The following is a 23,070-nucleotide window of genomic DNA, read 5'->3' on the forward strand; positions in this document are numbered from 1 at the left end:
TTTGATTAAAATAGGTTCTCAAACCCGCAGGAATCCGCTATATTGAAGAGGTAATTAAAGAGGAGATTGACCCATGGAAATTAGCGTATCAGGTAAAGGTGTCGATATCGGCGAAGCCTTTCAAACCCACGCCCAAGAAAGACTTCACGACGGATTAGGTAAGTATCTTGACAGAATCGTATCTGCCGATGTGACCGTATCGAAAGAAGCGCATCTATTTGATGTAAAAATTCATGCAAACCCAGGCACTGCCTCTAAAATTGTCGTAAAAAGTACGGGCCGATCACCTGACATTTACGCTGCATTTGAACTCGCAACGGAAAAAGCTGAAAAGCAACTGCGTCGTTACAAGCGCCGTATGACAAATCACCATAAAAAGGTCGAATCAGATGTGATCGATTTCTCCACGGTGCAATATACGTTGGATTCTAGTAAGCATGAAGAAGCGCCTGAGGATGATCAATCTGATGCGTTAGTTATTGCAGAAACAGCTATGGATATTAATACGTTAACCGTAAGTGAAGCGGTGATGCGTATGGATTTGGGCGAACTTCCAGCGCTCGTCTTTACCAATGCTGCGAATGGTCAACTCAATATGCTTTATCGTCGTGAAGATGGTAATATCGCGTGGATTGATCCCTCAAAACAGAAGAACGGTAAAGCGGCTTAACTGTCCCAAAAAGAGAAAATTGTTGCGCCTTGTCATCTTTTAGTTGGCAAGGCGTTTCATTTTGGGTAAATCCCCGGCAATCAATTGGCTTTTGAGTGAATTCTGTTAGAGTGAACTTATCAACCGAAAAAGAGTTGAGTTTAAATTCGAAACGGGGAGAAGATGATGATTGGAATCGTTATCGTAACACATGGCAATCTAGCGAGTGCCTTTGTGGAATCTGCAGAACATGTCGTTGGCGAGCAGCGCCAAGTTGAAACCTTATCACTTAAATCTGACGACCGTATCGAGCAACGCCGCGAGGAGTTGGTGCAGACGATTAACCGTGTGAATACGGGCAAGGGCGTGATTATCCTGACCGATATGTTCGGCGGTTTAGCCTCAAGTCTTGCCATGTCATTGCTAAGCATGCCGAGGGTCGAAGTGATTTCGGGCGTGAATTTGCCAATGCTTGTGAAGCTATTGTCGAAGCGTCAGGATTCGTCTTTGAACGAATGCGCTATCGCCGCACAAGAAGCCGGGCAAAAATATATCAATATCGCCACTCAGTTGCTGGAGCCACAGTGCAAGGCCAGCTAAGTTTTCGACAGCCTGTGGCAGAATGAACCAAAGGTTCTGCGCAAATGCTACGGAATTTTACAGAATGACGTGATTTACGAGAGCTATTTTGCTTGCTTTTTGAGGCGTAAAATCGCATCTTGCGGCCTATGAATGATACTGTATCCCAGCGTGAAATACGCATCCGCAATGTAACGATTAGTAACAACAAGCCTTTCTCGCTGATTGCGGGTCCCTGCCAGATGGAATCTCGCGATCATGCGATGATGGTGGCGGAGAAACTCGCTGAAATCTGTGGCAGGTTGAATATTGGCCTGATCTTTAAAACCTCATTTGATAAAGCGAATCGTACTTCGGCAACCGCGCAACGCGGTATTGGCCTTGATGGTGCGACGCCGGTGTTCGAAGAGATTCGCAACACCTTCGATTGCCCAGTGCTGACTGATGTTCACGATGCGGAGCAAGCGACGGGCATGGGCGAAGTGGTCGATATTCTGCAAATTCCGGCATTCTTATGCCGTCAGACGGACTTGCTCAAAGCGGCGGCTGATACAGGGAAGGTTATCAATGTGAAAAAAGGCCAGTTCTTGGCGCCTTGGGATGCGAAGAATATCGTCGACAAACTCGATCATTTTGGCAATAAAAAGATCATGCTGACCGAGCGTGGTGCTAGCTTTGGTTATAACACACTTGTGTCTGATATGCGCGCATTGCCGATTATGGCTTCAACCGGTTGTCCTGTCGTGTTTGATGCGACGCACTCGGTGCAGCAGCCCGGTGGCCTTGGTGGAGCATCAGGCGGTCAACGCGAATTTGTGCCAGTGCTCGCACGTGCTGCAGTGGCAGTCGGCGTTGCAGCACTGTTCATGGAAACGCATGAAGATCCCGATAATGCACCATCCGATGGCCCTTGCATGATGCGCCTTGATGAGATGGAAGAAACGCTCAAGCGTTTGCAAGAAATAGACTCAATTATTAAATCGTAAGGACTTCCAAATGAACCGTATTCTCGATATCCATGGCCGTGAAATTATTGATTCTCGTGGGAATCCAACGGTTGAAGTTGAAGTGCTCACCGAAGATGGTGCGTTTGGCCGTGCGGCGGTGCCATCAGGTGCTTCGACGGGCGCGCGCGAGGCGATTGAGTTGCGCGATGGTGATGAGAGCCGTTATTTAGGCAGAGGCGTGTTGCAAGCCGTTTACGGGGTGAATACAGAAATCGCAGAAGCGCTTGTCGGTTTCGATGTTACTGAGCAGCGCCTGATTGATGAAATCCTGATTGAAATGGATGGCACAGAAAATAAGAGCCGTCTTGGGGCGAATGCGATGCTGGGTGTTTCTTTGGCGGTGGCTAAAGCGGCGGCGGATGCGATGGCGTTACCGCTTTACCGTTATGTGGGCGGTACGCAAGCGTGTAAACTTCCGGTGCCGATGATGAATATTATCAATGGCGGCGCACATGCGAATAACCCGATCGATTTTCAGGAATTTATGGTGATGCCGGTCGGTGCTTCTTCAGAATCAGAGGCGATTCAATGGGGGTGCGAGATTTTCCATGCCCTCAAGAAATTGCTCGCCGATAAAGGTTTGAGCACAGCCGTGGGTGATGAAGGTGGTTTTGCACCGGAGATTGCCTCGACTAATGAAGCGATGGACATCGTATTGGAAGCAGTCGAAAAGGCGGGTTATCAGCCAGGCACACAAGTGCAACTAGCACTCGATGTAGCCTCAAGCGAATTCTATAAAGGCGGAAAATATCATCTGGAAGGCGAGGGGCGCGTGCTCAGCTCTGACGAGTTGATTCAGGAATATGCCAAGCTGGTTGAAGCCTATCCGATCTTCTCGATTGAAGATGGTATGGCGGAAGATGATTGGGAGGGGTGGGCTAACCTTACCAATGCGTTAGGCGGTAAAGTTCAGCTTGTAGGCGATGATCTATTCGTGACTAATCCGAATATTCTTGCGGAGGGGATGAGCAAACATCTCGCCAACGCGCTCTTGGTTAAAGTGAATCAGATTGGTACATTGACCGAAACGCTCGAAGCTGTCGATATGGCTCATCGTGGCGGTTATAAATGTGTGATGTCGCATCGCTCAGGCGAGACGGAAGATAATACGATTGCGCATTTAGCTGTGGCAACCAATTGCGGCCAAATTAAAACGGGATCGCTTTCGCGTTCGGATCGTTTGGCGAAGTATAATGAGCTGTTGCGTATTGAAGAAGAGCTGGGCGAGCAAGGCATTTACGGGCTTTAGGTGTCACTGTAATATCCATCCGCCATTACCCATTTATTGCTGGTGTGAAGAGGGCGTAAAAAGCGAAAAGCCCCACCTCAAGGGATTCGGCCTAAGGCCTCCCTGCAATGACGGAGCTGTGCTTATCTTGAAACACCTTTGGTGCACTCTCTAAGGAAAACTTATCCACAAGTCGTCACCGCTTGCATCGGGTGTTTGCGCGGGTTAAGTTTTTTAGATGCGAGCAGGCATACGTAAAAAACAATATATCCCTTATAAAAGCCTCATGAGTTCTTTGCTTATTGGCTTTGTGATGCTGTATCTGGTGTTTCATGCACTTAACGGGAATCACGGGGTGTATGCTTTGCTTAAAGAGCAGAAGCGTGAGAGTTTCAATACGGTTATCCTTGCTGACCTTCAGGCTCAGCGTGCTAAAATAGAGCATCGTGTCAGTATGATTAGCGGCGAAATGCTGGATCTTGATCTGCTGGATGAGCAAGCGCGCCGCGTGCTCGGCTTTACCGATCCGCAGGAATTGATTTATTTGTTGCCTGTTGAGGGCTGATCATGTTGCGCTGCACAACCTTTTTAGGGCGAAGTCGCTTGCACCGTGAGGCTGTATCCGCTAAAAACGCTCCATCATTTGAATAGGGATTTTATGGCTAAGTCATCTTCTAACACTGCTTTTGCAGATTCAAAACATAATGCTCCATTCCCGCCTAAGGCTGAAGTGCTTGACCTGTATCGCACGATGCTGCTTATCCGTCGTTTTGAGGAAAAAGCCGGCCAGCTTTATGGGATGGGATTAATTGGTGGATTCTGTCACCTTTATATCGGACAAGAAGCGGTTGTGACCGGCATGGAAACGCTGATTACGCGTAAAGACTCGGTGATTACGACCTACCGCGACCATGCCCACATGCTAGCCTGTGATATGGACCCGAAAGGCGTTATGGCTGAGTTGACGGGCCGCGAAGGCGGCTATTCTAAGGGTAAGGGTGGCTCTATGCATATGTTCTCTGCGGAGAATAATTTTTGGGGCGGTCACGGGATTGTTGGCGCGAATGTGCCGCTCGGTTCCGGTTTGGCTTTCGCGCATAAATATCGCAAAGATGGCGGCATCAACCTTTGCTACTTTGGTGATGGTGCATCGAACCAAGGCCAAGTGTATGAGGCGATGAATATGGCCGCGCTTTGGAACTTGCCCGTGCTGTTCATTATCGAAAATAATGAATATGCGATGGGAACGTCTGTGAAGCGCTCAACCGCGACTCCAGCGCTTTATCGTCGTGGCGAGCCCTTCGGTATCGAAGGTGGACAGGCTAACGGTATGGACGTGCTGGACGTGATCGAAAAAGGTAAAATCGCTGTTGATCATGTGCGTTCGGGTAAGCCCTATATTCTCGAGATGAAAACTTATCGTTATCGCGGTCACTCTATGTCGGACCCGGCAAAGTATCGTACCAAAGATGAAGTTGAAGATTATAAAGTAAACCACGATCCGATTGCGAGCTTGAAAACGCGTGCGCTTGAGGCGGGTATCATCAGCGAAGATGAGCTGAAGCCGATCGAAACGAGCATCAAGGCAATCGTGAAAGAAGCGGATGAATTCGCAAAAGCTAGCCCAGAGCCGGATCCATCCGAACTTTGGACCGATATTTTACAGGAAGACGCGTCATGACTCAAAAAACGACATCGACCACCGTTCGTGTAGCCTTGCGTGATGCGATGGCCGAAGAAATGCGCCGCGACGACGAAGTTTTCTTGATGGGTGAAGAAGTGGCCGAATATCAAGGCGCTTATAAAGTATCTGAAGGCTTGCTCGAAGAATTTGGTGATAAGCGCGTGATTGATACGCCGATTACTGAGCATGGTTTCGCAGGTATCGCGGTGGGTGCTGCGATGGCAGGTATGAAACCGATTGTCGAATTTATGACATGGAATTTCGGCATGCAGGCGATTGATCAAATCATTAATTCAGCGGCGAAAACGCTTTATATGTCGGGTGGACAAGTGAAATGCCAAATGGTGTTCCGTGGGCCTAATGGCGCGGCAAGCCGTGTCGGCGCGCAGCATTCTCAAGAATATGCCAGCTGGTACGCGCATGTTCCTGGGCTGATTGTGATTGCTCCTTACGATGCAGCTTCTGCTAAAGGCTTAATGAAAGCTGCTATCCGTAACCCGAATCCGGTTATTTTCTTGGAAAATGAGATGGTTTATGGCGAAAGCTTTGATGTGCCTGATGGTGATGATTTTGTGTTACCTATCGGTAAAGCAGCCGTGCTTCGTAAAGGTCGGGATGTGACGATTACGGCATTCTCACTGCAAGTCGGCATGGCGCTAAAAGCGGCTGATGAGCTCGCCAAGCAAGGCATTGACGCAGAAGTGATTGACCTTCGCACCATCCGCCCGTTGGATAAGCAAACGATCATTGATTCCGTTCGTAAAACGGGTCGTTTTGTGTCAGTGGAAGAGGGGTGGCCGTTCGCGGGTATCGGCTCTGAAATGTGCGCGCTGGCGATGGAAGATTGCTTTGATTACCTTGATGCGCCGGTTGAGCGTGTGCATGGTAAAGATGTGCCATTACCTTATGCGGCTAACTTAGAGAAACTCGCTCTCCCGCAAATTGAAGATATTGTTGAAGCGGCCAAACGCACCTGCTTCCGAAATAAAAACGCTGCTTAATAATAGGATTAGACATGCCAATTGAAATTTTAATGCCAGCCCTTTCACCGACCATGACCGAAGGTACGCTTGCAAAATGGACGAAAAAAGAAGGCGATACCGTTGCCGCAGGTGATGTGATTGCCGAAATCGAAACCGATAAAGCGACTATGGAAGTAGAAGCGGTCGATGAAGGTACGCTCGGTAAAATTATCGTGGCTGAAGGCACTGAAATGGTCGCCGTCAATAAATGCATCGCCTTGCTTTTGGAAGAGGGCGAAGATAAAGCCGCCATTGATGCATGGAAGCCGAAAGAAGAGCCAAAAGCCGAAGTGGTAGAAGATGCATCGGGTGATGCGCCCGCCGCCGCCGCTGCACCTGCTGGTGTTGTGATGGGCTATCAACCCACAAAAGCTCCTGATTTGCCAAGTGATGTTCCTGCCGTGAATCGTGACGTGACGGCATCGCCGGTTGCGAAGCGCATGGCCAAAGAAAAGGGCGTGATTCTGGAGAAGGTCAAAGGCACGGGCCCTGCGGGTCGTGTCGTGAAGGAAGATGTTGAAAACTTCCTTAAATATGGTTCGGTTTCGGGCCATGTGACGCGTGATGGTGTGCCATTCTCAAAACAAGAAAATAACGGCATGCGTAAAACCATCGCCAAGCGTCTGTTGGAAGCCAAGCAAACTATTCCGCATTTCTATCTCAGCATTGAGTGCGAATTGGATAAACTGCTCGATACGCGGGCGCAGCTCAATAGCGGTGCGCCAATGGATGATAAGGGCAAGCCTGATTACAAAATATCGGTCAATGATTTGGTCATCAAAGCCTCCGCCTTAGCCCTGCGCGATAAGCCAGAAGCGAATGCGAGCTGGTATGATGATGCGATTGTCTATTATAATGATATTGATGTCTCAGTTGCTGTTTCAACGGATGGCGGTTTGATTACGCCAATCATCCAAAATGCGGATCAAAAATCTCTCGCGCAAATCTCAACGGAGATGAAATCTCTGGCGAAAAAAGCGCGTGACGGCAAGCTCCAACCTGAAGAATATCAAGGTGGCGGGTTCTCCGTTTCGAACCTTGGAATGTTCGGCATTAAGAGCTTCTCTGCCATTATCAATCCGCCACAAAGCTGCATTCTAGCGGTCGGCGCAGGCGAGAAAAAACTCACCTTATTGCGTGATGGCGTGGTCGATGAAATCACGGTAATGACCGTGACTCTCTCCGTCGATCACCGCTCAGTAGACGGCGTTCTCGGCGCAGAATGGCTACAAATCTTCAAACATTACATCGAAAATCCAGCATTGTTGGTGGGGTAATAAGCATGGCTGATAAATATGACATCATCATCATCGGCGGTGGCCCAGGGGGCTATGTCGCGGCGATTCGTGGGGCGCAGTTGGGCTTGAAGGTGACTGTGGTAGAGCGTGAACATATGGGCGGAATTTGTCTGAATTGGGGCTGTATTCCGACTAAGGCGCTGTTGCGATCAAGTGAGATTAATCACCTTTTGCATAATTTGGAAGAGTTTGGCCTCTCGGCGGAGAAACCTACGTTTGATTTTGAGGCGATTGTGAAGCGTTCGCGTGATGTGTCCGGTCAATTGACTAAAGGCATTAGCATGTTGATGAAGAAGCATAAAATCGATGTTCACATGGCGCATGGTAAGCTCAGCCGTAAAGGCACGGTGGGCCTTTACGATAAAGAGGGCAAGAAAAGTGGCGAGTTGAAAGCAGATAATATCATCCTCGCAACGGGTGCACGTGCACGTGTGCTTCCGGGTTTTGAGCCGGATGGTGAATCGATTTGGACGTATAAAGAAGCGTTGCTGCCTAAACGTATGCCGAAGAAAATGCTTGTGGTGGGTTCTGGCGCGATTGGTTCGGAATTTGCGAGCTTCTACCTGAATATGGGTTCGGAAGTGACGCTTTGTGAGTTGATGGATCGTATTGTTCCGGTCGAAGATGCGGAAATTTCAAGCTTCGTACAAAAGTCATTTGAAAGCCAAGGCATGAAGGTGCTCACCAACACGCAAGTGACGGCGTTGGACAAGAAAAATGGTACCGTCATCGCGACGATTAAAGGCGCGGATGGCAAGGAAACGAAACAAGAATTTGATACGGTGATTTCTGCCGTGGGTATCGTTGGCAACACGGAGGGCCTCAATCTTGATGGCACGCAAGTGAAGGTGGAACGTAACCAGATTTTGACCGACGAGTTCGGCGCTACGGGCGAGCCTGGCGTTTGGGCGATTGGCGATGTTGCAGGGGCTCCGTGGCTCGCGCATAAAGCCAGCCATGAAGGCGTGATTTGTGCAGAAGCGATTGCGGGTAAACATCCGCATCCGATGCGCAAAGACAATATCCCGGGCTGTACGTATTGCCGCCCGCAAATTGCCAGTGTTGGCCTGACGGAGGCGAAAGCCAAAGAAGCCGGCCATGACGTAAAAGTGGGAAAATTCCCGTTCATGGGTAATGGTAAGGCGATTGCGCTCGGCGAAACAGAAGGTTTCGTTAAAACGATCTTTGATGCGAAAAGCGGCGAGCTACTCGGCGCGCATATGGTCGGCGCGGAAGTAACGGAGATGATTCAAGGTTATGTGCTTGCTCGCCAAATGGAAGCGACTGAGGCGGACTTGATGCATACCATCTTCCCGCATCCAACACTGTCTGAGATGATGCATGAGTCGGTTCTAGATGCTTATGACAAGGCGCTGCATATTTAGTTGATGGGCGTAAAGTTTTCGCCTTTTAACTGCTTAAGCACATACTCCCAATTCGCTTTTTTGCGTAAACTTGCGTGGCGGATGACGTGTTGATCGTCATTCTTCGGCATCTCTATACCCCATAGAGGTTGCGCGCTATTAGGCGTCATGCTGTAGCGGATATCGCCGATATAATAGGTGCCATCAGGGCGGTCATGGCGGCTTAAATAATCCGCAGAGAAGAATTCAAAACGACGTAAATCAGCGCCAGCCACGCTATCCTTGGGATAGTCTTCAAAAATATCTTTGCTTAGTATGGTCGCGCTTGCACCGCGTTTGATACTTACTTTGCCTGACCAATAAGGAATGTGCAGCGCGTTGGTTTGCCAGCGGTTCGTTGTTACGTCACGGTATAAAATCCGCCAGAGCCATAGGTTGCCAATGGTTGGGCGCAGTGTCAGTTTTGTGTATTCTGTGGATTGTTGATCCAGCCATTCTGTGGCGATGTTCGTGGCGCGATGGTGCTGCCAAGTGCCTAGCATGAGATAGGCACACATCCAAAGGGTTGCGGCCATCGCATTATCCCAGCTTTTACGAATTGATGCGGCAATGACTAGGCCGAGCGCTGGAAGCGTATAGAATGGGTCGATGATGCCGATAATATTCCAGCTCTCGCGCAGATTGCTGAAAGGCCAGAGTAGGTGTGTGCCATAGCCGGTGCAGGAATCGAGCGCACCATGAGTGACGACGCCTAAAAAGCTAAATAACCACGTTTGTTTGAAGCTTAAATGCTTCCGTATCCATGGTAATAGCCAAAAAACCGTGGCGACGAGCAATCCGCCAATGGGTGAGAAGGCCAGCGAGTGCGTGAAGTGGCGGTGATATTCGAGTGCCATCAGCGGGTCCGTAACAGAGCGGATGAAGATGTCTAAATCCGGGGCCATACCGGCGCACGCACCGAGCAGCAAAGCAGCGCGTATTTTGGGTTTTTTACAGAAAATTCCGGCGAGGGCAGCGCCCGTCACGGCTTGGCTTAAGGGATCCATTAGGCGTGTTTCATTCCTAATTTACTAAACCAACCTTGGCATTCTGCTTTCCATTTACCGAAAACACGGACGTTATTTAAGCGCCGATCAAGGAAGGCGGCAGTATTAGTGGAATTTTTCGATTCATCATTTAGCCAGTAATAGAGCGTGGAACTGTAAACCCCGGCGAGGGTGATGCGTTTGGTATACCAGTTGAAATCGGTCGCTTCGTCTCCGGCTAATTGCCAGAGGCTATCGCAAGTTTCGTGTAGCAGTTTCAAACTAAGCGCCGCGTTAAGTGGCATCGACAAAAGTGAGAGGCTTTTGCGTACGGCCTCTTTTTGGTCTGCGACGAGTTCAAAGCGCTTTAAGATTCCAGTACGAATTTTAACCGGTACGGGCATTTTGGCGAAGGCTTTATCTTTACTGAGTGCTTCAGTCACGGCGTTATCAGCCCAGCGACTATGGAAGGCGATCGCATCAAGTGCGCCTTTAGGGAAGAGGAGGGGGAGTAAATCGGCATCAATACCGCATTCAGTCGCGGCACGTTGCAGCGAGATGTCTGACCAACCGTCAAACACCACATGCGGCAAGGCGGCCATGACGACCGCCTCGCGCTGTGAGTCTAGTGGGTTAGGCTGCTTTTGCTTGTTTGGCATGAGCGAAATTTTCGGCCACAAAGTTCCAATTCACCAATTTACCAAGGAAGTCGCCCATATAGTCAGGACGGCGGTTTTGGTAATCGAGGTAATAAGCGTGCTCCCACACATCCATGGTGAGGAGTGCGGTTTCGCCATGTGTCATTGGAAGGTCAGCATTGAGTGTTTTGGTGACTTTCAATTTGCCTGAAGCATCCAACACAAGCCATGCCCAGCCTGAACCGAAACGTCCGCCACCGGCTGCTTTAAACTGTGTTGAAAATTCTTCAAACGAACCGAAATCAGCCGTGATTTGGTCAGCAAGTTCACCGGATGGAGTGCCGCCGCCATTGGGCGTCATGCTGTTCCAATAGAATGTGTGGTTCCAGACTTGCGCCGCATTGTTGAAGAGGCCTGATTTAGGCTCAGCTTTCGAAGCGATCATGATGATTTCTTCAAGCGATTTGCCTTCAAGGTCAGTGCCGGCGATCAATTCATTTAGCTTCGTCACGTAAGCATTGTGGTGTTTGCCGTGGTGGAAGCTGAGCGTATTTGCTGAGATATGCGGTTCTAGCGCATCTTGTGCGTAAGGAAGTGCGGGTAGTTCAAAAGCCATGTTGGTCTCTCCGTTTGTTATATGATGCAAGCAGGATAGGGCAGGTGCGCGTAAGAATCAATAAGGCTTACGTTGCTTTTAGGTGTAATTGGAGATGTAGTTAATAAATAGTTAACAATTCCTTAATATAATCTTCATAAACCGCTGTCATACTGGTTTGTACGATATGTGGAAAGCTTTAAAAAATTTAATGAAGTCTAAACCTGTTGATTCGCTGGATCAAGTGGTGGGAAACTTACGTGAAGCGTTTGCGTCAGGTGATTATGCCGGGGCGAGAGAGATGATCCAAAATGCGCATATGCCGCATTTATCACCTCGGGTATATGGTGTGGAATTAACACCGCTACCTGAGCATTTCAACAAAGCTTTGGCTGCATATGAGCAGCTTTCACCTAATGATTCTTCGATGATAGAGCATTTTGAGAAGACATTTGAAGGAGAGATAGTGCAGACGAAATTTCGTCCTATGGACCGTGCTAAGAAAGAGGGACTAACTTACGTTTCTGCAGGAACAAATCATTCATTTTCTGCTCTGCATATTGACACTAGCTATCAGGTGATAGTGCCAGCGATCATTAAAGCAGAGGCGGCTTGCGCTCAATTTGAGTCGAATGAGATTTCTCAGGATGAACTCACAACACAATTAACGACTATCCATAACGATCTTCACGGTGAATTTTCATCTTACACAAAATGCCGTGAAGGGCATACGGGCGTAATGGCGAAGCGAGAGGTTATGGGAAGTTTAAGAGCGGCTATTTCAAGAACGGAAGTCGCTGTGATACCAAAGAGCTCGGATTTACTTAATAGGAACCACAGTGATTTAGAAGTGATCATGAATTCAGCGCCAGACAGAAAAATAACGAAATTAGAGATGGCGGCCGTGCATGTACAAATCATGGCCGACACACTGGAAGCTAGAAAGCCAGAGGCTGAAAAAGCGCCAGAGGTAGCGGTATCACAAGACATGAAATGCGCACATGGTAAAGTGGATAACTTAGGAGAGAAACTGAGTGGGATATCTGGTGGTAGCCAAGTGCCTAGTACAACCTCACCTGCCTTGCAAGTTGCGTTGACTGCAGCGTCTCAGTCTTCAGGGTTTGAAAGAAAGTAGCGGTTAGGCCGCTTTTCCCTTTAGGCGTTCAATCGCTGTCTCTTTCGGGAGCAACTCAAATACACGTGCCATTTCAGGGCCATCTTCGCGACCAGTGAGGGCTTTGCGTAATGGCATGAAGAGCTGTTTACCTTTACGGCCTGAAGTTTCTTTTAACATATTGGTCCATTCTTTGAAGGACTCCACATTATCAATTGCTGCGGCGGCTTGCGCGCAATAGTCGCTATCTTCGGCATCAATGGAGGGCTCTAGCGGCTCTTTCAAGATCTGCCACCAATCTTTAATATCAGCCAGCTTTTGCAGGTTTGGACGCGTGCTATTCCAGAAGGTCTCGTCGATTTGCGGAAGGCCAATTTCTGCCACGCGGTCTTTGACTTCGTTAAAGTGGCTGACGCTGAGAATACTGTGATTGAGGCGTGCGAGCTCGCCCTCATCATAATTAGCGGCGGCGCGGCCAAATTTATTAATATCAAATTGCGTAATCAAATCTTCAATTTTGAGGAACGCCTCTACCGAATCTGATGTGCCGAGGCGTGCGAGTAGGCTATTGACGCTCATCGCTTCATAGCCGTCATTACGTAAGCCGACCACTGTTCCGCCTTCGCCCGTACGCTTTGAAAGCTTCGTATCTTTCATTTGTAGGAGCGCGTTATGCGAAAATATGGGAGGTTCATAGCCGAGAGCTTCAAAAATCTGAATTTGTACGGCGGTGTTGGTTACATGGTCTTCGCCGCGCAGGATATGCGTGGTTCCCGTTTCGCCATCATCGACGGTGGAGGAAAGCGTATAAAGTGGCACACCATCGGCGCGCACGAGTACGGGATCTGAAATATGGGCAGTGCGGAGCTTTTGATGGCCACGGATAAGGTCATCCCATTCAATATCTTTATCATTGAGCTTAAAGCGCCAATGCGGTGTTCTGCCTTCCGCTTCAAATTCTTCAATTTGGTCTTTGGTGAGCTTGAGCGCGGCGCGATCATAGATAGGTGGTTTGCCGCGTGAGGCGAGCATTTTGCGTTTAATATCAAGTTCTTCTGCTGTTTCGTAGCAGGGGTAGAGATGGTCTGATTCAATCAGTCTATTTTTTGCACGTTCGTAATGTTCCATACGCTCTTGCTGACGAAATTCACGATCCCAGCCAAGGCCAAGCCATTGCAGATCCTCGCGAATACCGTCTTCATATTCGGTTTTCGAGCGTTCGACATCGGTATCGTCAAAACGCAGGATAAATTGCCCGCCATGTTTGCGCGCAAATAACCAGTTAATAAGTGCCGTACGCAGGTTGCCTACATGCAGCAACCCCGTCGGCGAAGGAGCAAATCGTACAGAAACAGTCATGGGGGAGTGTTTAGTGTGGATTGATATAAAAATCTAGAGATGAATCATAAATTGGAATGCGTTATAAGGAGGGATGGGTACAGAACGTATGAGGTTTAGCCGTATATTTACGGCACTTGCAGTCACAAATGCGCCAACATGTGCAATAATTGTTTATGGGTTTGAGCAAAGTTTGATCGCAGACTTATTGCTTAATTGGCTTCCTCACATGGCGATAACGACTTTTATCGCCACTGCTTTGGTTTTTGTCTGGCGTTATCATTTTGCGGCTATTGTTTTGTTAATCGGAAGTTTTCTCTTCTTCCTAAAAGGATATGAGGTTTATCAACATCCCGCTTTGCAGCCATTACAGGTGTCATCTGCAAAAATGCAGTTCAAAATCGCGCAATATAATATCAATTATCAACCAAGAGGGATTGAATGGCTGGAAAACCTTCCAGAGGATGTAATTGCGGTGGTATTAGATGAAACTGACGTCGGGTTTAGAACGCAATTGAGAAAGCGGATGGTAGGGTTTCCTTATTGGTATGCACCAAGTGATTATAGTTTAAACAGTGCTATTGTGTCTCGTGTTCCTTTGCAGAATACCGATATGCATTGTTCAAAGGTATCACGACGTTGTTTGATACAGGTCGAATTAGATATGGAAGGGCAGCCTGTCCGTATTTTTGGACTCCATACAAGCGTTCCGGTATTTCCTGAATTATTTAGAGATCGTAACAATGAGTTTGATTATGCTGCTTCTCTTTTAAGGCAGCAGACGGTTCCATCCATGCTGGTCGGAGATTTAAATAATACGGTATGGTCGTATTATTTAAGAAAGTTTTTATCAAATTCCGGTTTGCGAACCGACCTTTCCCCGCTTCAAATGCCTGGGAGTTGGCCAAATTTTTTGATCGCGCCATTCGCGCAAATTACAATTGATCATGCCTTGGTGAGTGACGGGTTGGAGGTGCTAAAGCGCGAGCGAGCGCCTGTTTACGTTAGCGATCACATGCCCGTTATGACAACGGTAGGTATTCGCTAGGCGCTAAATTGGTTCACAATGGGGTAGCGGCGGTCAGAGCCGAAGGCCATGCTGGATACTTTGGTGCCAGGAGCAGCTTGGCGGCGTTTATATTCGGCGCCGTAGAGGAGTTTGGCGACGTGGCGTACGGTTTCTTCGGCGTAGCCTTTGGCGGTGATATCAGTCATGCAAAGTTCATTTTCGATGAGCATTTTTAGGATGGCATCGAGTTGATCGTAAGGAGGGAGGGAGTCCTCGTCTTTTTGATCAGGGCGGAGTTCAGCTGAAGGTGGTTTGGTGATGACACGTTCGGGCATCACGGCGCCATCTGCGCCCAGTGCATTATAATAGGGTTTGGTCTCATTACGCCAGCGTGAGAGTTTGAATACGGTGGTTTTATACATATCAATCAATGGATTATAGCCGCCGCACATATCACCATAAAGCGTGCAATAGCCGACGGCGACCTCTGATTTATTACCGGTGGTTAGCACCAGCCAACCCATTTTATTGGAGATGGCCATGATGAGGTTGCCGCGCAGGCGTGATTGAATATTTTCTTCCGTCACATCGGCTGCTTTGCCTTTAAAAAGCGGTGCGAGGGTGGACTCCATCACCTGCATCGCAGGCTGAATATCCAGTGTTTCGAGTTTTACACCGAGTAGTTCGGCGCATTTTGCGGCATCTTGCGTGCTTGTCATTGAGCTGTAAGGCGAGGGCATGTAGACGCAATGCACTTTATCTGCACCCAGCGCATCCACAGCAATTGCCGCCGTCAGCGCTGAATCAACGCCACCTGAAAGGGCAATGAGTACTTCTGAGAAGCCAGATTTTTGCACATAATCGCGTAAACCCAGCATCGCGGCTTGATACATGGTCTCTTCATTACTGAGTCTCGGTGGTATGACGTCATCGGCGGCGGGCGTTAGAATAGCATCGCCCTTAGCATCGCGGCTAAGTTCGAACGTTTTGCTTTGTTCTCTAAAGCGGGCAAGGCGGGCGACTTTCTTGCCCTTTGCATTGAGCACGAACGAGCTGCCATCAAACACCAAATCATCCTGTCCGCCGACTTGATTGAGGTAGGCGAGTGGTGCAGCATGGTGAGTGAGCACATTAGCGCGCGCCGTTTTGAGGCGTAGATTGGTCTTTCCAGCTTCAAACGGGCTCCCATTCATGCTGATATAAATATCAGGTTTTTGCGAGGCGATATGTTTGGCGACACTTGCATCCCACATATCTTCACATACGAATAGGCCGAGACGATATTGCTTCCATTCCACCACAAACGCGGGATCACCCGCGTGGAAGAGGCGCTTCTCGTCAAATACGCCGTAATTGGGCAGCGCCACTTTATCTTGGCGGTAATGTATTTTACCTTTTGAGAGCCAAAAGAGGCTGTTGGTGGGTTTGCCTTCCACCTCCCAGAGCCCGCCAATAAAGGCCTCGCATGTCATGGAGGCGCCCCACGCTGCAAGCTCTGTCACCGCATCCATTGAGGCTTTGCGGAAAGATTCGCGTAAGACTAAGTCTTCAACAGGGTAGGCCGTTGTCGACATTTCAGGGAAGACGACTAAGTCGCTGCCCGCATCTTGCGCGGCTTGCCATTCGCGTTTAACCAGCGCCACATTGCCCGCAATATCGCCCACGGTCGGGTTGATTTGGGCGAGGGTGATTTTAGGCATTTTTACAGCTTGCTGGTGAGTTCAGGCACCGCCTCGAACAAGTCTGCGACTAGGCCATAATCTGCGACTTCAAAGATCGGCGCATTTTCGTCTTTATTGATGGCAACGATTACTTTGCTTTCTTTCATGCCGGCGATGTGTTGGATAGCGCCAGAGATACCGACAGCGATATAAAGGTCAGGCGCAACGACTTTTCCGGTTTGGCCGACTTGGTAATCATTGGGCACATAACCCGCATCGACTGCGGCGCGAGAAGCGCCAATGGCGGCGCCTAATTTATCAGCGAATGGCTCAATAACGGTGGTGAAATTCTCAGCCGAGCCAACGCCACGGCCACCTGATACGACGATAGAAGCGGATGTCAGTTCAGGGCGTTCAGAAATGGTTGCCTGAAGTTCGACAAAGTTTGTTTTGTCATAAGCGCCCTTATTCTCAACTTCCTTGAGCGTCGCACTGCCGCCTGTTGCGGCCACTTTATCAAAGGCAGTTGGGCGTATGGTGATGAAATGTTTGGCTTGATTACTAGTGACTGTTTCGATCGCATTACCCGCATAGATAGGGCGTTTGAAGGTGGTTGCACTCTCAACCGAAATGATATCTGAAATCTGCTGCGCATCGGATAGAGCCGCCGCACGAGGCAGTGCATCTTTACCAAAGGTAGTCGCCGGGGCTAGGATCGTATCATAATCCCCCGCGAGCGAATGAATGAGCCATGCGAGAGGCTCGGCCAGTGAAGCGTCATATTCGCTTCCGCTGGCGTAAAGTACGTTGCGGACACTTTCTACCCCTGTTGCGGCATCTGCTGCTGCACGCGCTGAAGCACCGCAACAAAGCAGGTCAATATCGCCACCCATGAGTTTCGCAGCACCAATCGTGGCAAGGGTGGAGGCTTCAAGTGCCTCGTTACTATGTTCTGCAAGAATAAGAATAGCCATGATTACAATACCTTCGCTTCGTTCTTTAGTTTATCAATCAGCTCATCTACGCTGCTTACTTTGATACCACCTGAGCGGCCCGCAGGTTCTTCCACATGGCTCACGGAGAGTTTCGGTGTTATATCGACGCCCAAACTATCCAATTCCACCACATCGAGCGGCTTGCTGCGAGCTTTCATAATATCAGGAAGCTTTGCATAGCGTGGCTCGTTTAAGCGTAAATCGGTCGTGATAACGGCTGGTAGGTTGAGTTCATGCACGGCGAGGCCGCCATCGACTTCGCGGGTTACTTTGGCTTTTCCACCCTCAATAACGAGCTCAGAAGCGAAGGTTCCTTGCGGCCAATCGAGTAGTGCGGCTAATTTTTGGCCGGTTTGGTTCGCGTCATCGTCAATGGCTTGCTTGCCGAGGATCACCAGTTCAGGAGATTCCTTCTCAACCATTTTAGCGATAATTTTCGCCGCAGCGAGAGGCTCAATGGCGGAATCGGTCTTAACCTGAATACCACGGTCAGCGCCCTGCGCGATAGCGGTACGGATGGTTTCCTGTACCTTATCGCCACCGATGGACATGGCGATCACTTCCGTCGCAATTCCTTTTTCTTTCAATCGGATAGCTTCTTCTACCGCGATTTCATCAAACGGGTTCATGCTCATTTTAACATTCGCGAGTTCCACGCCGCTATGATCCGCTTTGACGCGTACTTTAACGTTATAATCCACTACGCGTTTGACACAGACTAAGATCTTCATTTTAGGCCTCAATTTATTTCGATGCTATAGATATAGCCCAACCTCTGCCTGCGTCTAGCCCCATTGTCACATTTAGTACATCGAACCGTCACAAAACCTTAACTTGAGGTGCAGGCACCCCAATAGTAGAGTGGTAAGTGTAATAAAACGTAACGGAGAACCCATGGCGGGAATATTTGATAATCTAAAAGACATGTTCGCTTCTGCGAGTGATGGGTTGTCAGACCGTAATTATGGCGCTGTCTTTGATATGGTTAAAGATCACAAGTGGATTGCTGCGATTGCTGCTGGCTTTACGGCTGGGAAAATATCAGGCGTAGGTGGATTCGTGGGAGCTGTCGGTGCTGTTGTCGGCTTATTCGCAGTGCCAAAGGTGTTTAACTTTTTCGCTCCCAAAGAAAAGGGTGCAGTTGATGCGCCAGCGGCAGAGACTTCGACGGTCACCGTAACGGATACAGGGCCAACTCCTGAAGCAAAGGCCGCCGAGGCTGCAAAAGAAAATAAAACTGCGATAGATGAAGCGATAAAAGACACGAATATTAAGGGCGAGGAAACTGTGAGCACAGAGTCGAAAATTCCTAACGTCCCGAAAGAACAGACAGAGAAAGTGGCGGAACTTTAAACCATGGGCATCGGAAGCAACATTAGAGATTTTGGCTTAGGCACGGTAAAAGGTGTGATGGGCGATGGTGTCAAGGGGCTCGGCTATGGTGCGATGGCAACAGTTGCGGTTGGCATAACCGCCGCCATGTTTGCAGCGACTATTTTCAGTGCAGGCTTCGGCTTGGCCGCTATTGTAGGTCTTGTTGCGGGTGGTCTGACCGCAGGGCCAGCTCTCAGCTGGGGAGCAGGAATCGGCGCAGCGTGGGGAACGTTATTCGGAGGTGCAGGCGAGTTAAGGAAAACATCGCAATCCAAGAATGAAGCACTAGAAGTGAAAAATGCGACGATTGATCATCAATTAACCGCAGCGCGCCAACAAAATGCGCAATTAAAAGCCGGCGGTGGACCTGCTCCACGAGACAATGCAGCGCAAGGAAATGATGCGAGAAAATATCAAATGCATAACCACTTGGCAGAAAATAATACGCCGAATCAATTCACAAACCGAGCTGAAGCTGAAAAAGCCGCTGCCGCTAAAGGCCAACCAGCACCGGGTGGGGTAGGTAAATAATGGCTGATGGTGCATTAGATAAGGCAAAAAATGTGGCGTCAAAGGTTACAGATTTCGTAAAAGATGAAGACAATATTTCTGGCGCATTAGGTGTATTTGCTAAAAATACCGTGGGAACAGTCAAGAATCTAGGCGGAAACTTTGCTGACGGTGTTAAAGGTATCAATGCTCCAAATGCGAGTGGTGTTGTTGGTAAGGTCGGTGGTGTTTTTGGCGGAGTGGTTCGTAAAACGAACGATACTGTCGTATGGGCGTTAAAAGATCCGATAGCTAGTAAAGCGCTGATGGTTGTTTTAGCGGTCGCTGTGTATAAAGGGATTAAAGATGTGCTTGGCTTTGGCCGCAAGAACGAAGCAGTGAACACAAAAGCACAAGAATTGAATCAGTTGCAAAAACAAAATAACCATTTGGCGGCAGAGTATCAATTTGATAACTTGCAAGCAAAAGGCGGTCATCGGGCGCGCCTTGACGAGCAAGAAGTTCCAGGCCAAGGTTACTCTCGCAACCAATAGAATATCTCCTAATTCAGATTGACACTTGCTTAATGGGCGTTATATTGCGCGCCCTTGAAGTAAGTTTAATTGGATTGGTCCGCTGTTTTTAAGCGGATTAAAGTTTAAAGGAGATAACTGTGAGCAAACGTATCGCATCCAAATATAAGATTAGTCGTCGTATGGGTGAAAGCCTATGGGGCCGTGCTAAAGACCCTGTTAACCGTCGTGTATATGGCCCAGGCCAACACGGAGCTGCCCGTCGTCGGAAAGTTTCTGACTATGGTTTGCAGCTTAACGCTAAGCAAAAGCTTAAAGGTTACTACGGTAACATCACGGAGAAACAATTCCGTAGCATTTATAAAGAAGCCGTTCGCCAAAAAGGTGATACAGGTGAGCAACTTGTAGGTCTTCTTGAGTCTCGTCTCGATGCTTTCGTATACCGTATGGGCGTAGTGCCGACGGTATTTGCATCACGTCAATTTGTGAATCACGGACATATTCTTGTGAATGGCAGCAAAGTAAATATCCCTAGCTATCGTTTGAAAGAAGGCGATGTGGTTTCTGTGAAGCAGAAGTCTCAGCAAATTCCTATGGTGATGGAAGCAATGGGCAGCTCGGAACGTAACGTACCTGATTACGTACAAATGGATGATGCTAAATTTGAAGCTAAATACATTCGCATTCCAGCACTAAACGAGATTCCATATGCTATTATTATGGAACCAAATCTCGTGATCGAATTCTACTCTCGCTAAACCAGCGAGAATAATGATTCTTACGAATATCCTAGTCGGGGCTTTGATTGGTATTGCTATGTCAGTACCGGTCGGCCCCGCTGGCATTATTGGGGTAAAGCGCATCATCTCACGCGGGATGATGGCCGGCGTTGCCAGCGGTTTAGGTATCGCATTAGCCGATATGTTATTTGCCACGTTGGCAGTAGCTGGTATTTCTTCCGTTTCTGAGTTTTTGACCCGTAATGCGCATCTGATCCAATTGGTCGGGGCGGTGATTATTATAATCGTCGGCATCTATGGTTTGCGCAAAGGGCCGGCGCTCTCAGCCGATTCTCAAGAGCGTCTCTCGCTGGCTGCGGCGAAAGATTTAACCAGCATGTTGGCTATCACGCTTGCTAATCCGCAGACCGTCATTGGTTTTTCGACGAGCTTTGCGGCGACTGTTGGGCTTTACAGCGTTCAAACCTCCGGACAGATTGCGGCATTGGTTGGTGGTGTTTTCGCCGGAAGCTTAGGGATGTGGGTGTTCTTAAGTTGGTTCGTCAGCCGTTGGCGTGGCGTGATGGAGGATCAAATGATTATCAAATTGCACCGTTATGCATCACTGTTTGTTATATTCATTGGCTTTAGTTTGTTCTTATATGCGCTGCTACTTGGCGAAGCGGTAAAACTCGGCTAGGTTAATTGTATGATTGATCAGTTTCATGGTGGCAGTATTACTCCGACGGAGGAGCCTGAGGTAAAAAAGCTTGAAGAAAAAGCGGAAGCAATGCCTGCTCCGACGCCTGACCTACCATCAGAGCCGCAAATCAACCCGATAGAAATGCCTGTCGTGCAAGAGGCACCGCAGCCAGAAGCCCTCGCGCCACTTCCGCAGCCTCCTATGCCATTGCCGCAAGAGCCTATGGTGCAACCAGTTGTCGAAGTAGCTCCGCAGCCAGAACCAGAAGCGGCTACCCCGCAAGAGCCGATTGCACCATCGCACGCACCTGTAGGCGATGTGTATTCTGAGCCTGTGATACAAGAACCCGTTATAGAGGCTCAACCGATTCCTGAGGTGGCCCCTGCGCCAGTATATGAACCTGTTGCGGTTGAAGCCGCGCCGATCCCTCCCGTTGAGTCGTCTGTAGTGGCTTCGATTGAGCCTCCCGTGGCTATGCCGTCCGAGCCGGTCGTTCAAGCAGAGCCCGAGCCTGTCGTTCAAGTGCAGCCCGAGCCTATTGCAGAGGTTCCTCAACTTCCTGTCGAGCCTGTCATTGCATCGCCGATTGCACCGGTCGAGGCCGTAGTTGCAGCAGCGCCGGAGACGGAAGATGTGGAAGCCCAAGCGCGTGATCAAAAAACAGTAGAAGAATTGACAGAAGCAGCGTTCGAAGCGGCGATGCAGTTAATTGCTGCTGGGCATAGTGTAGAGCAGATTTTAGGTTCAGGTAGTTTTTCGAAGCTTCCCGAACAGATCAAGCAGCAGATCCGTGGTCGTTTGCAGGAAGTTGCGGCGCGGCGTGAAATGCAACAGCATGAAATGGCTCAGGAAACGCGCGAGAAGACTCAGGAAAAGGGCGGTCTTGCGAAGCTGTTCTCTCTGGCCGCTTTGGGCAGTATCATTTCTAAAGGCACGATGGCGAAGATTACGGCTCTGTTCGCACAGCAACCGCATTTACAGCAGCAGATCCAATTGCAGGGACAGGCATTGCTAAAAGCAGGCGCCACTCCGGATGTAGAATTCGCGAAATCGAATGTACAAATTGCAGGAACAGCACCCAACACACCAGCCGTCCAGCAAGGCCAAGAACAGCAGCGTTAGCGTTATTGTTACCCCGGCGGATGACGGGGGGTGGGGTAAAAATGCGAACGATCATGGGGTATCCAGATGCTGTGGTGAAGACGGCATGACAAGTTCGTTAAATTTCGCTATACGTGCGGCATGAAAATGCCCTTTATCAAGATGGAAGGCTTAGGTAACGATTTTATCGTGCTGGATGGTCGTGAGCAAAATATACCTGTGCTTGATTGGGTGAAGCTTGCGCATCGCGATGCAGGTATCGGTTGTGATCAGGTGATCGTACTGGAAAAATCAGAAATTGCCGATGTTAAAATGCGTATCATCAATGCAGATGGCTCTGAGGTAGAGGCGTGCGGCAATGCGACGCGTTGTATAGGCTGGCTGATCGATAAAGCGGAAGGCACGGTTGAAACGGTTGCAGGAATTTTAAAAACCACACGCATTAGCGATACCCAAGTGCAAGTTGATATGGGTGAGCCCGTCATTGCAGATCGCCAGCTGCCAATTGAAGGCGATCCTATGGAGGTGTCTATAGGAAACCCGCATTTGATCTTTTTCAAAACCGATGTGGATGCGGTAGATTTAGAACGTTTTGGTAAACCGCTAGAGTATCATGAGGCTTTTCCTGACCGCACCAATGTGGAGGTTGTTGAAATTATCAACCTGACGCATTTGAAGATGCGTGTATGGGAGCGTGGAGCGGGCATTACGCAGGCGTGTGGCACGGGCGCTTGTGCGGTCGCAGCCGCAGCGATTCATCGTGGGTTGGTTGAAAATTCGGTGCGGGTGCAAATGCCGGGCGGTGATTTGCAGATAAGCTGGCCGGGGTCGGGGAGTTCTCTCTTGATGCAAGGCCCCGTTTCGCTTAGTTTCCGCGACGAATTGGATGTGGATAAGTTTAAATGAAACAGAGTAATACCCCGATGGAGGGCGGCCAGCAGGTCG

The 23,070-nt window shown here is 49.1% G+C and carries 25 protein-coding genes; 18 read left to right on the top strand and 7 right to left on the bottom strand.

All coding sequences use genetic code 11. From position 1 onward, the window contains the following. Positions 1-73: 73 nt before the first annotated feature. From raiA to lpdA, 9 genes are all read left to right on the top strand, one after another. The gene (raiA, locus tag P8P30_02980; protein ID MDG1286511.1) at positions 74-670 is read left to right on the top strand and encodes a ribosome-associated translation inhibitor RaiA; all 597 of its coding nucleotides are present in this window, start codon (positions 74-76) and stop codon (positions 668-670) included. Positions 671-832: 162 nt separating this feature from the next. Continuing rightward, positions 833-1,249: a PTS sugar transporter subunit IIA gene (locus P8P30_02985; protein MDG1286512.1), complete on the top strand. Its 417-nt coding sequence runs from the start codon at positions 833-835 to the stop codon at positions 1,247-1,249. A 128-nt stretch (positions 1,250-1,377) separates the two neighbouring features. After that, the gene (kdsA, locus tag P8P30_02990; GenBank protein ID MDG1286513.1) at positions 1,378-2,214 is read left to right on the top strand and encodes a 3-deoxy-8-phosphooctulonate synthase; all 837 of its coding nucleotides are present in this window, start codon (positions 1,378-1,380) and stop codon (positions 2,212-2,214) included. A 10-nt stretch (positions 2,215-2,224) separates the two neighbouring features. Continuing rightward, a complete protein-coding gene (gene eno / locus P8P30_02995) occupies positions 2,225-3,484 on the top strand; it encodes a phosphopyruvate hydratase (GenBank protein ID MDG1286514.1) in 1,260 nt (419 codons plus the stop codon). Between the two features lie 265 nt (positions 3,485-3,749). Next, positions 3,750-4,028, top strand: coding sequence for a septum formation initiator family protein (locus P8P30_03000; protein ID MDG1286515.1), 279 nt, complete (start codon positions 3,750-3,752; stop codon positions 4,026-4,028). Positions 4,029-4,121: 93 nt separating this feature from the next. Further along, the gene (gene pdhA, locus P8P30_03005; protein MDG1286516.1) at positions 4,122-5,144 is read left to right on the top strand and encodes a pyruvate dehydrogenase (acetyl-transferring) E1 component subunit alpha; all 1,023 of its coding nucleotides are present in this window, start codon (positions 4,122-4,124) and stop codon (positions 5,142-5,144) included. After that, positions 5,141-6,148: a pyruvate dehydrogenase complex E1 component subunit beta gene (locus P8P30_03010; GenBank protein ID MDG1286517.1), complete on the top strand. Its 1,008-nt coding sequence runs from the start codon at positions 5,141-5,143 to the stop codon at positions 6,146-6,148. The genes pdhA and P8P30_03010 overlap by 4 nt, the downstream gene beginning before the upstream one ends. A 14-nt stretch (positions 6,149-6,162) precedes the next feature. Further along, complete coding sequence (locus P8P30_03015; protein MDG1286518.1) at positions 6,163-7,446, top strand: pyruvate dehydrogenase complex dihydrolipoamide acetyltransferase; 1,284 nt, start codon at positions 6,163-6,165, stop codon at positions 7,444-7,446. 5 nt (positions 7,447-7,451) lie between these two features. Further along, entirely contained in the window at positions 7,452-8,852 is a 1,401-nt protein-coding gene (lpdA, locus tag P8P30_03020) for a dihydrolipoyl dehydrogenase (GenBank protein ID MDG1286519.1), read from the top strand. Here lpdA and P8P30_03025 read toward each other — a convergent pair. Genes P8P30_03025 through P8P30_03035 form a run of 3 tightly spaced genes read right to left on the bottom strand, consistent with a single transcriptional unit; the run spans position 8,849 to position 11,110 of the window. Then, the gene (locus P8P30_03025) at positions 8,849-9,877 is read right to left on the bottom strand and encodes a metal-dependent hydrolase (protein MDG1286520.1); all 1,029 of its coding nucleotides are present in this window, start codon (positions 9,875-9,877) and stop codon (positions 8,849-8,851) included. The genes lpdA and P8P30_03025 overlap by 4 nt on opposite strands. Then, the gene (locus P8P30_03030) at positions 9,877-10,515 is read right to left on the bottom strand and encodes a COQ9 family protein (GenBank protein ID MDG1286521.1); all 639 of its coding nucleotides are present in this window, start codon (positions 10,513-10,515) and stop codon (positions 9,877-9,879) included. The genes P8P30_03025 and P8P30_03030 overlap by 1 nt, the downstream gene beginning before the upstream one ends. Then, positions 10,490-11,110 (bottom strand): superoxide dismutase, encoded by a 621-nt coding sequence (locus P8P30_03035; GenBank protein ID MDG1286522.1) that lies wholly within the window; start codon positions 11,108-11,110, stop codon positions 10,490-10,492. The genes P8P30_03030 and P8P30_03035 overlap by 26 nt, the downstream gene beginning before the upstream one ends. Before the next feature lie 166 nt (positions 11,111-11,276). Between P8P30_03035 and P8P30_03040 the strand changes: the two genes are divergently transcribed. Beyond that, a complete protein-coding gene (locus P8P30_03040) occupies positions 11,277-12,224 on the top strand; it encodes a hypothetical protein (GenBank protein MDG1286523.1) in 948 nt (315 codons plus the stop codon). 3 nt (positions 12,225-12,227) lie between these two features. On the opposite strand, the gene gltX is transcribed toward P8P30_03040, so the two are convergent. Next, positions 12,228-13,562, bottom strand: a complete 1,335-nt coding sequence (gltX, locus tag P8P30_03045; GenBank protein ID MDG1286524.1) for a glutamate--tRNA ligase — start codon at positions 13,560-13,562, stop codon at positions 12,228-12,230. Between the two features lie 73 nt (positions 13,563-13,635). On the opposite strand from gltX, the gene P8P30_03050 reads away from it, so the two are divergent. Continuing rightward, the gene (locus tag P8P30_03050) at positions 13,636-14,589 is read left to right on the top strand and encodes an endonuclease/exonuclease/phosphatase family protein (GenBank protein MDG1286525.1); all 954 of its coding nucleotides are present in this window, start codon (positions 13,636-13,638) and stop codon (positions 14,587-14,589) included. Here P8P30_03050 and P8P30_03055 read toward each other — a convergent pair. Genes P8P30_03055 through P8P30_03065 form a run of 3 tightly spaced genes read right to left on the bottom strand, consistent with a single transcriptional unit; the run spans position 14,586 to position 17,937 of the window. Continuing rightward, positions 14,586-16,250, bottom strand: a complete 1,665-nt coding sequence (locus P8P30_03055) for an NAD+ synthase (GenBank protein ID MDG1286526.1) — start codon at positions 16,248-16,250, stop codon at positions 14,586-14,588. The genes P8P30_03050 and P8P30_03055 overlap by 4 nt on opposite strands. Positions 16,251-16,252: 2 nt before the next feature. Next, complete coding sequence (locus tag P8P30_03060) at positions 16,253-17,185, bottom strand: FAD-binding protein (protein MDG1286527.1); 933 nt, start codon at positions 17,183-17,185, stop codon at positions 16,253-16,255. 2 nt (positions 17,186-17,187) lie between these two features. Beyond that, positions 17,188-17,937 carry an electron transfer flavoprotein subunit beta/FixA family protein gene (locus P8P30_03065; protein MDG1286528.1) on the bottom strand — a complete coding sequence of 250 codons (750 nt, stop codon included), beginning with the start codon at positions 17,935-17,937 and terminating at the stop codon, positions 17,188-17,190. 163 nt (positions 17,938-18,100) lie between these two features. Between P8P30_03065 and P8P30_03070 the strand changes: the two genes are divergently transcribed. From P8P30_03070 to dapF, 7 genes are all read left to right on the top strand, one after another. Continuing rightward, positions 18,101-18,559, top strand: a complete 459-nt coding sequence (locus P8P30_03070) for a hypothetical protein (protein MDG1286529.1) — start codon at positions 18,101-18,103, stop codon at positions 18,557-18,559. Positions 18,560-18,562: 3 nt separating this feature from the next. Beyond that, positions 18,563-19,111: a hypothetical protein gene (locus P8P30_03075; protein MDG1286530.1), complete on the top strand. Its 549-nt coding sequence runs from the start codon at positions 18,563-18,565 to the stop codon at positions 19,109-19,111. Next, the gene (locus tag P8P30_03080) at positions 19,111-19,623 is read left to right on the top strand and encodes a hypothetical protein (GenBank protein MDG1286531.1); all 513 of its coding nucleotides are present in this window, start codon (positions 19,111-19,113) and stop codon (positions 19,621-19,623) included. Before P8P30_03075 ends, P8P30_03080 begins: the two co-directional genes overlap by 1 nt. 119 nt (positions 19,624-19,742) lie before the next feature. Further along, positions 19,743-20,360, top strand: a complete 618-nt coding sequence (gene rpsD / locus P8P30_03085; protein ID MDG1286532.1) for a 30S ribosomal protein S4 — start codon at positions 19,743-19,745, stop codon at positions 20,358-20,360. 13 nt (positions 20,361-20,373) lie between these two features. Further along, complete coding sequence (locus tag P8P30_03090) at positions 20,374-21,021, top strand: LysE family transporter (protein MDG1286533.1); 648 nt, start codon at positions 20,374-20,376, stop codon at positions 21,019-21,021. Between the two features lie 9 nt (positions 21,022-21,030). Then, complete coding sequence (locus P8P30_03095; protein MDG1286534.1) at positions 21,031-22,146, top strand: hypothetical protein; 1,116 nt, start codon at positions 21,031-21,033, stop codon at positions 22,144-22,146. A gap of 120 nt (positions 22,147-22,266) precedes the next feature. Next, a complete protein-coding gene (gene dapF / locus P8P30_03100) occupies positions 22,267-23,031 on the top strand; it encodes a diaminopimelate epimerase (protein MDG1286535.1) in 765 nt (254 codons plus the stop codon). Positions 23,032-23,070 lie beyond the last annotated feature (39 nt).

It is taken from the genome of Rickettsiales bacterium (assembly GCA_029252805.1).
Classification (GTDB): Bacteria; Pseudomonadota; Alphaproteobacteria; order Rickettsiales; family JALZUV01; genus JALZUV01.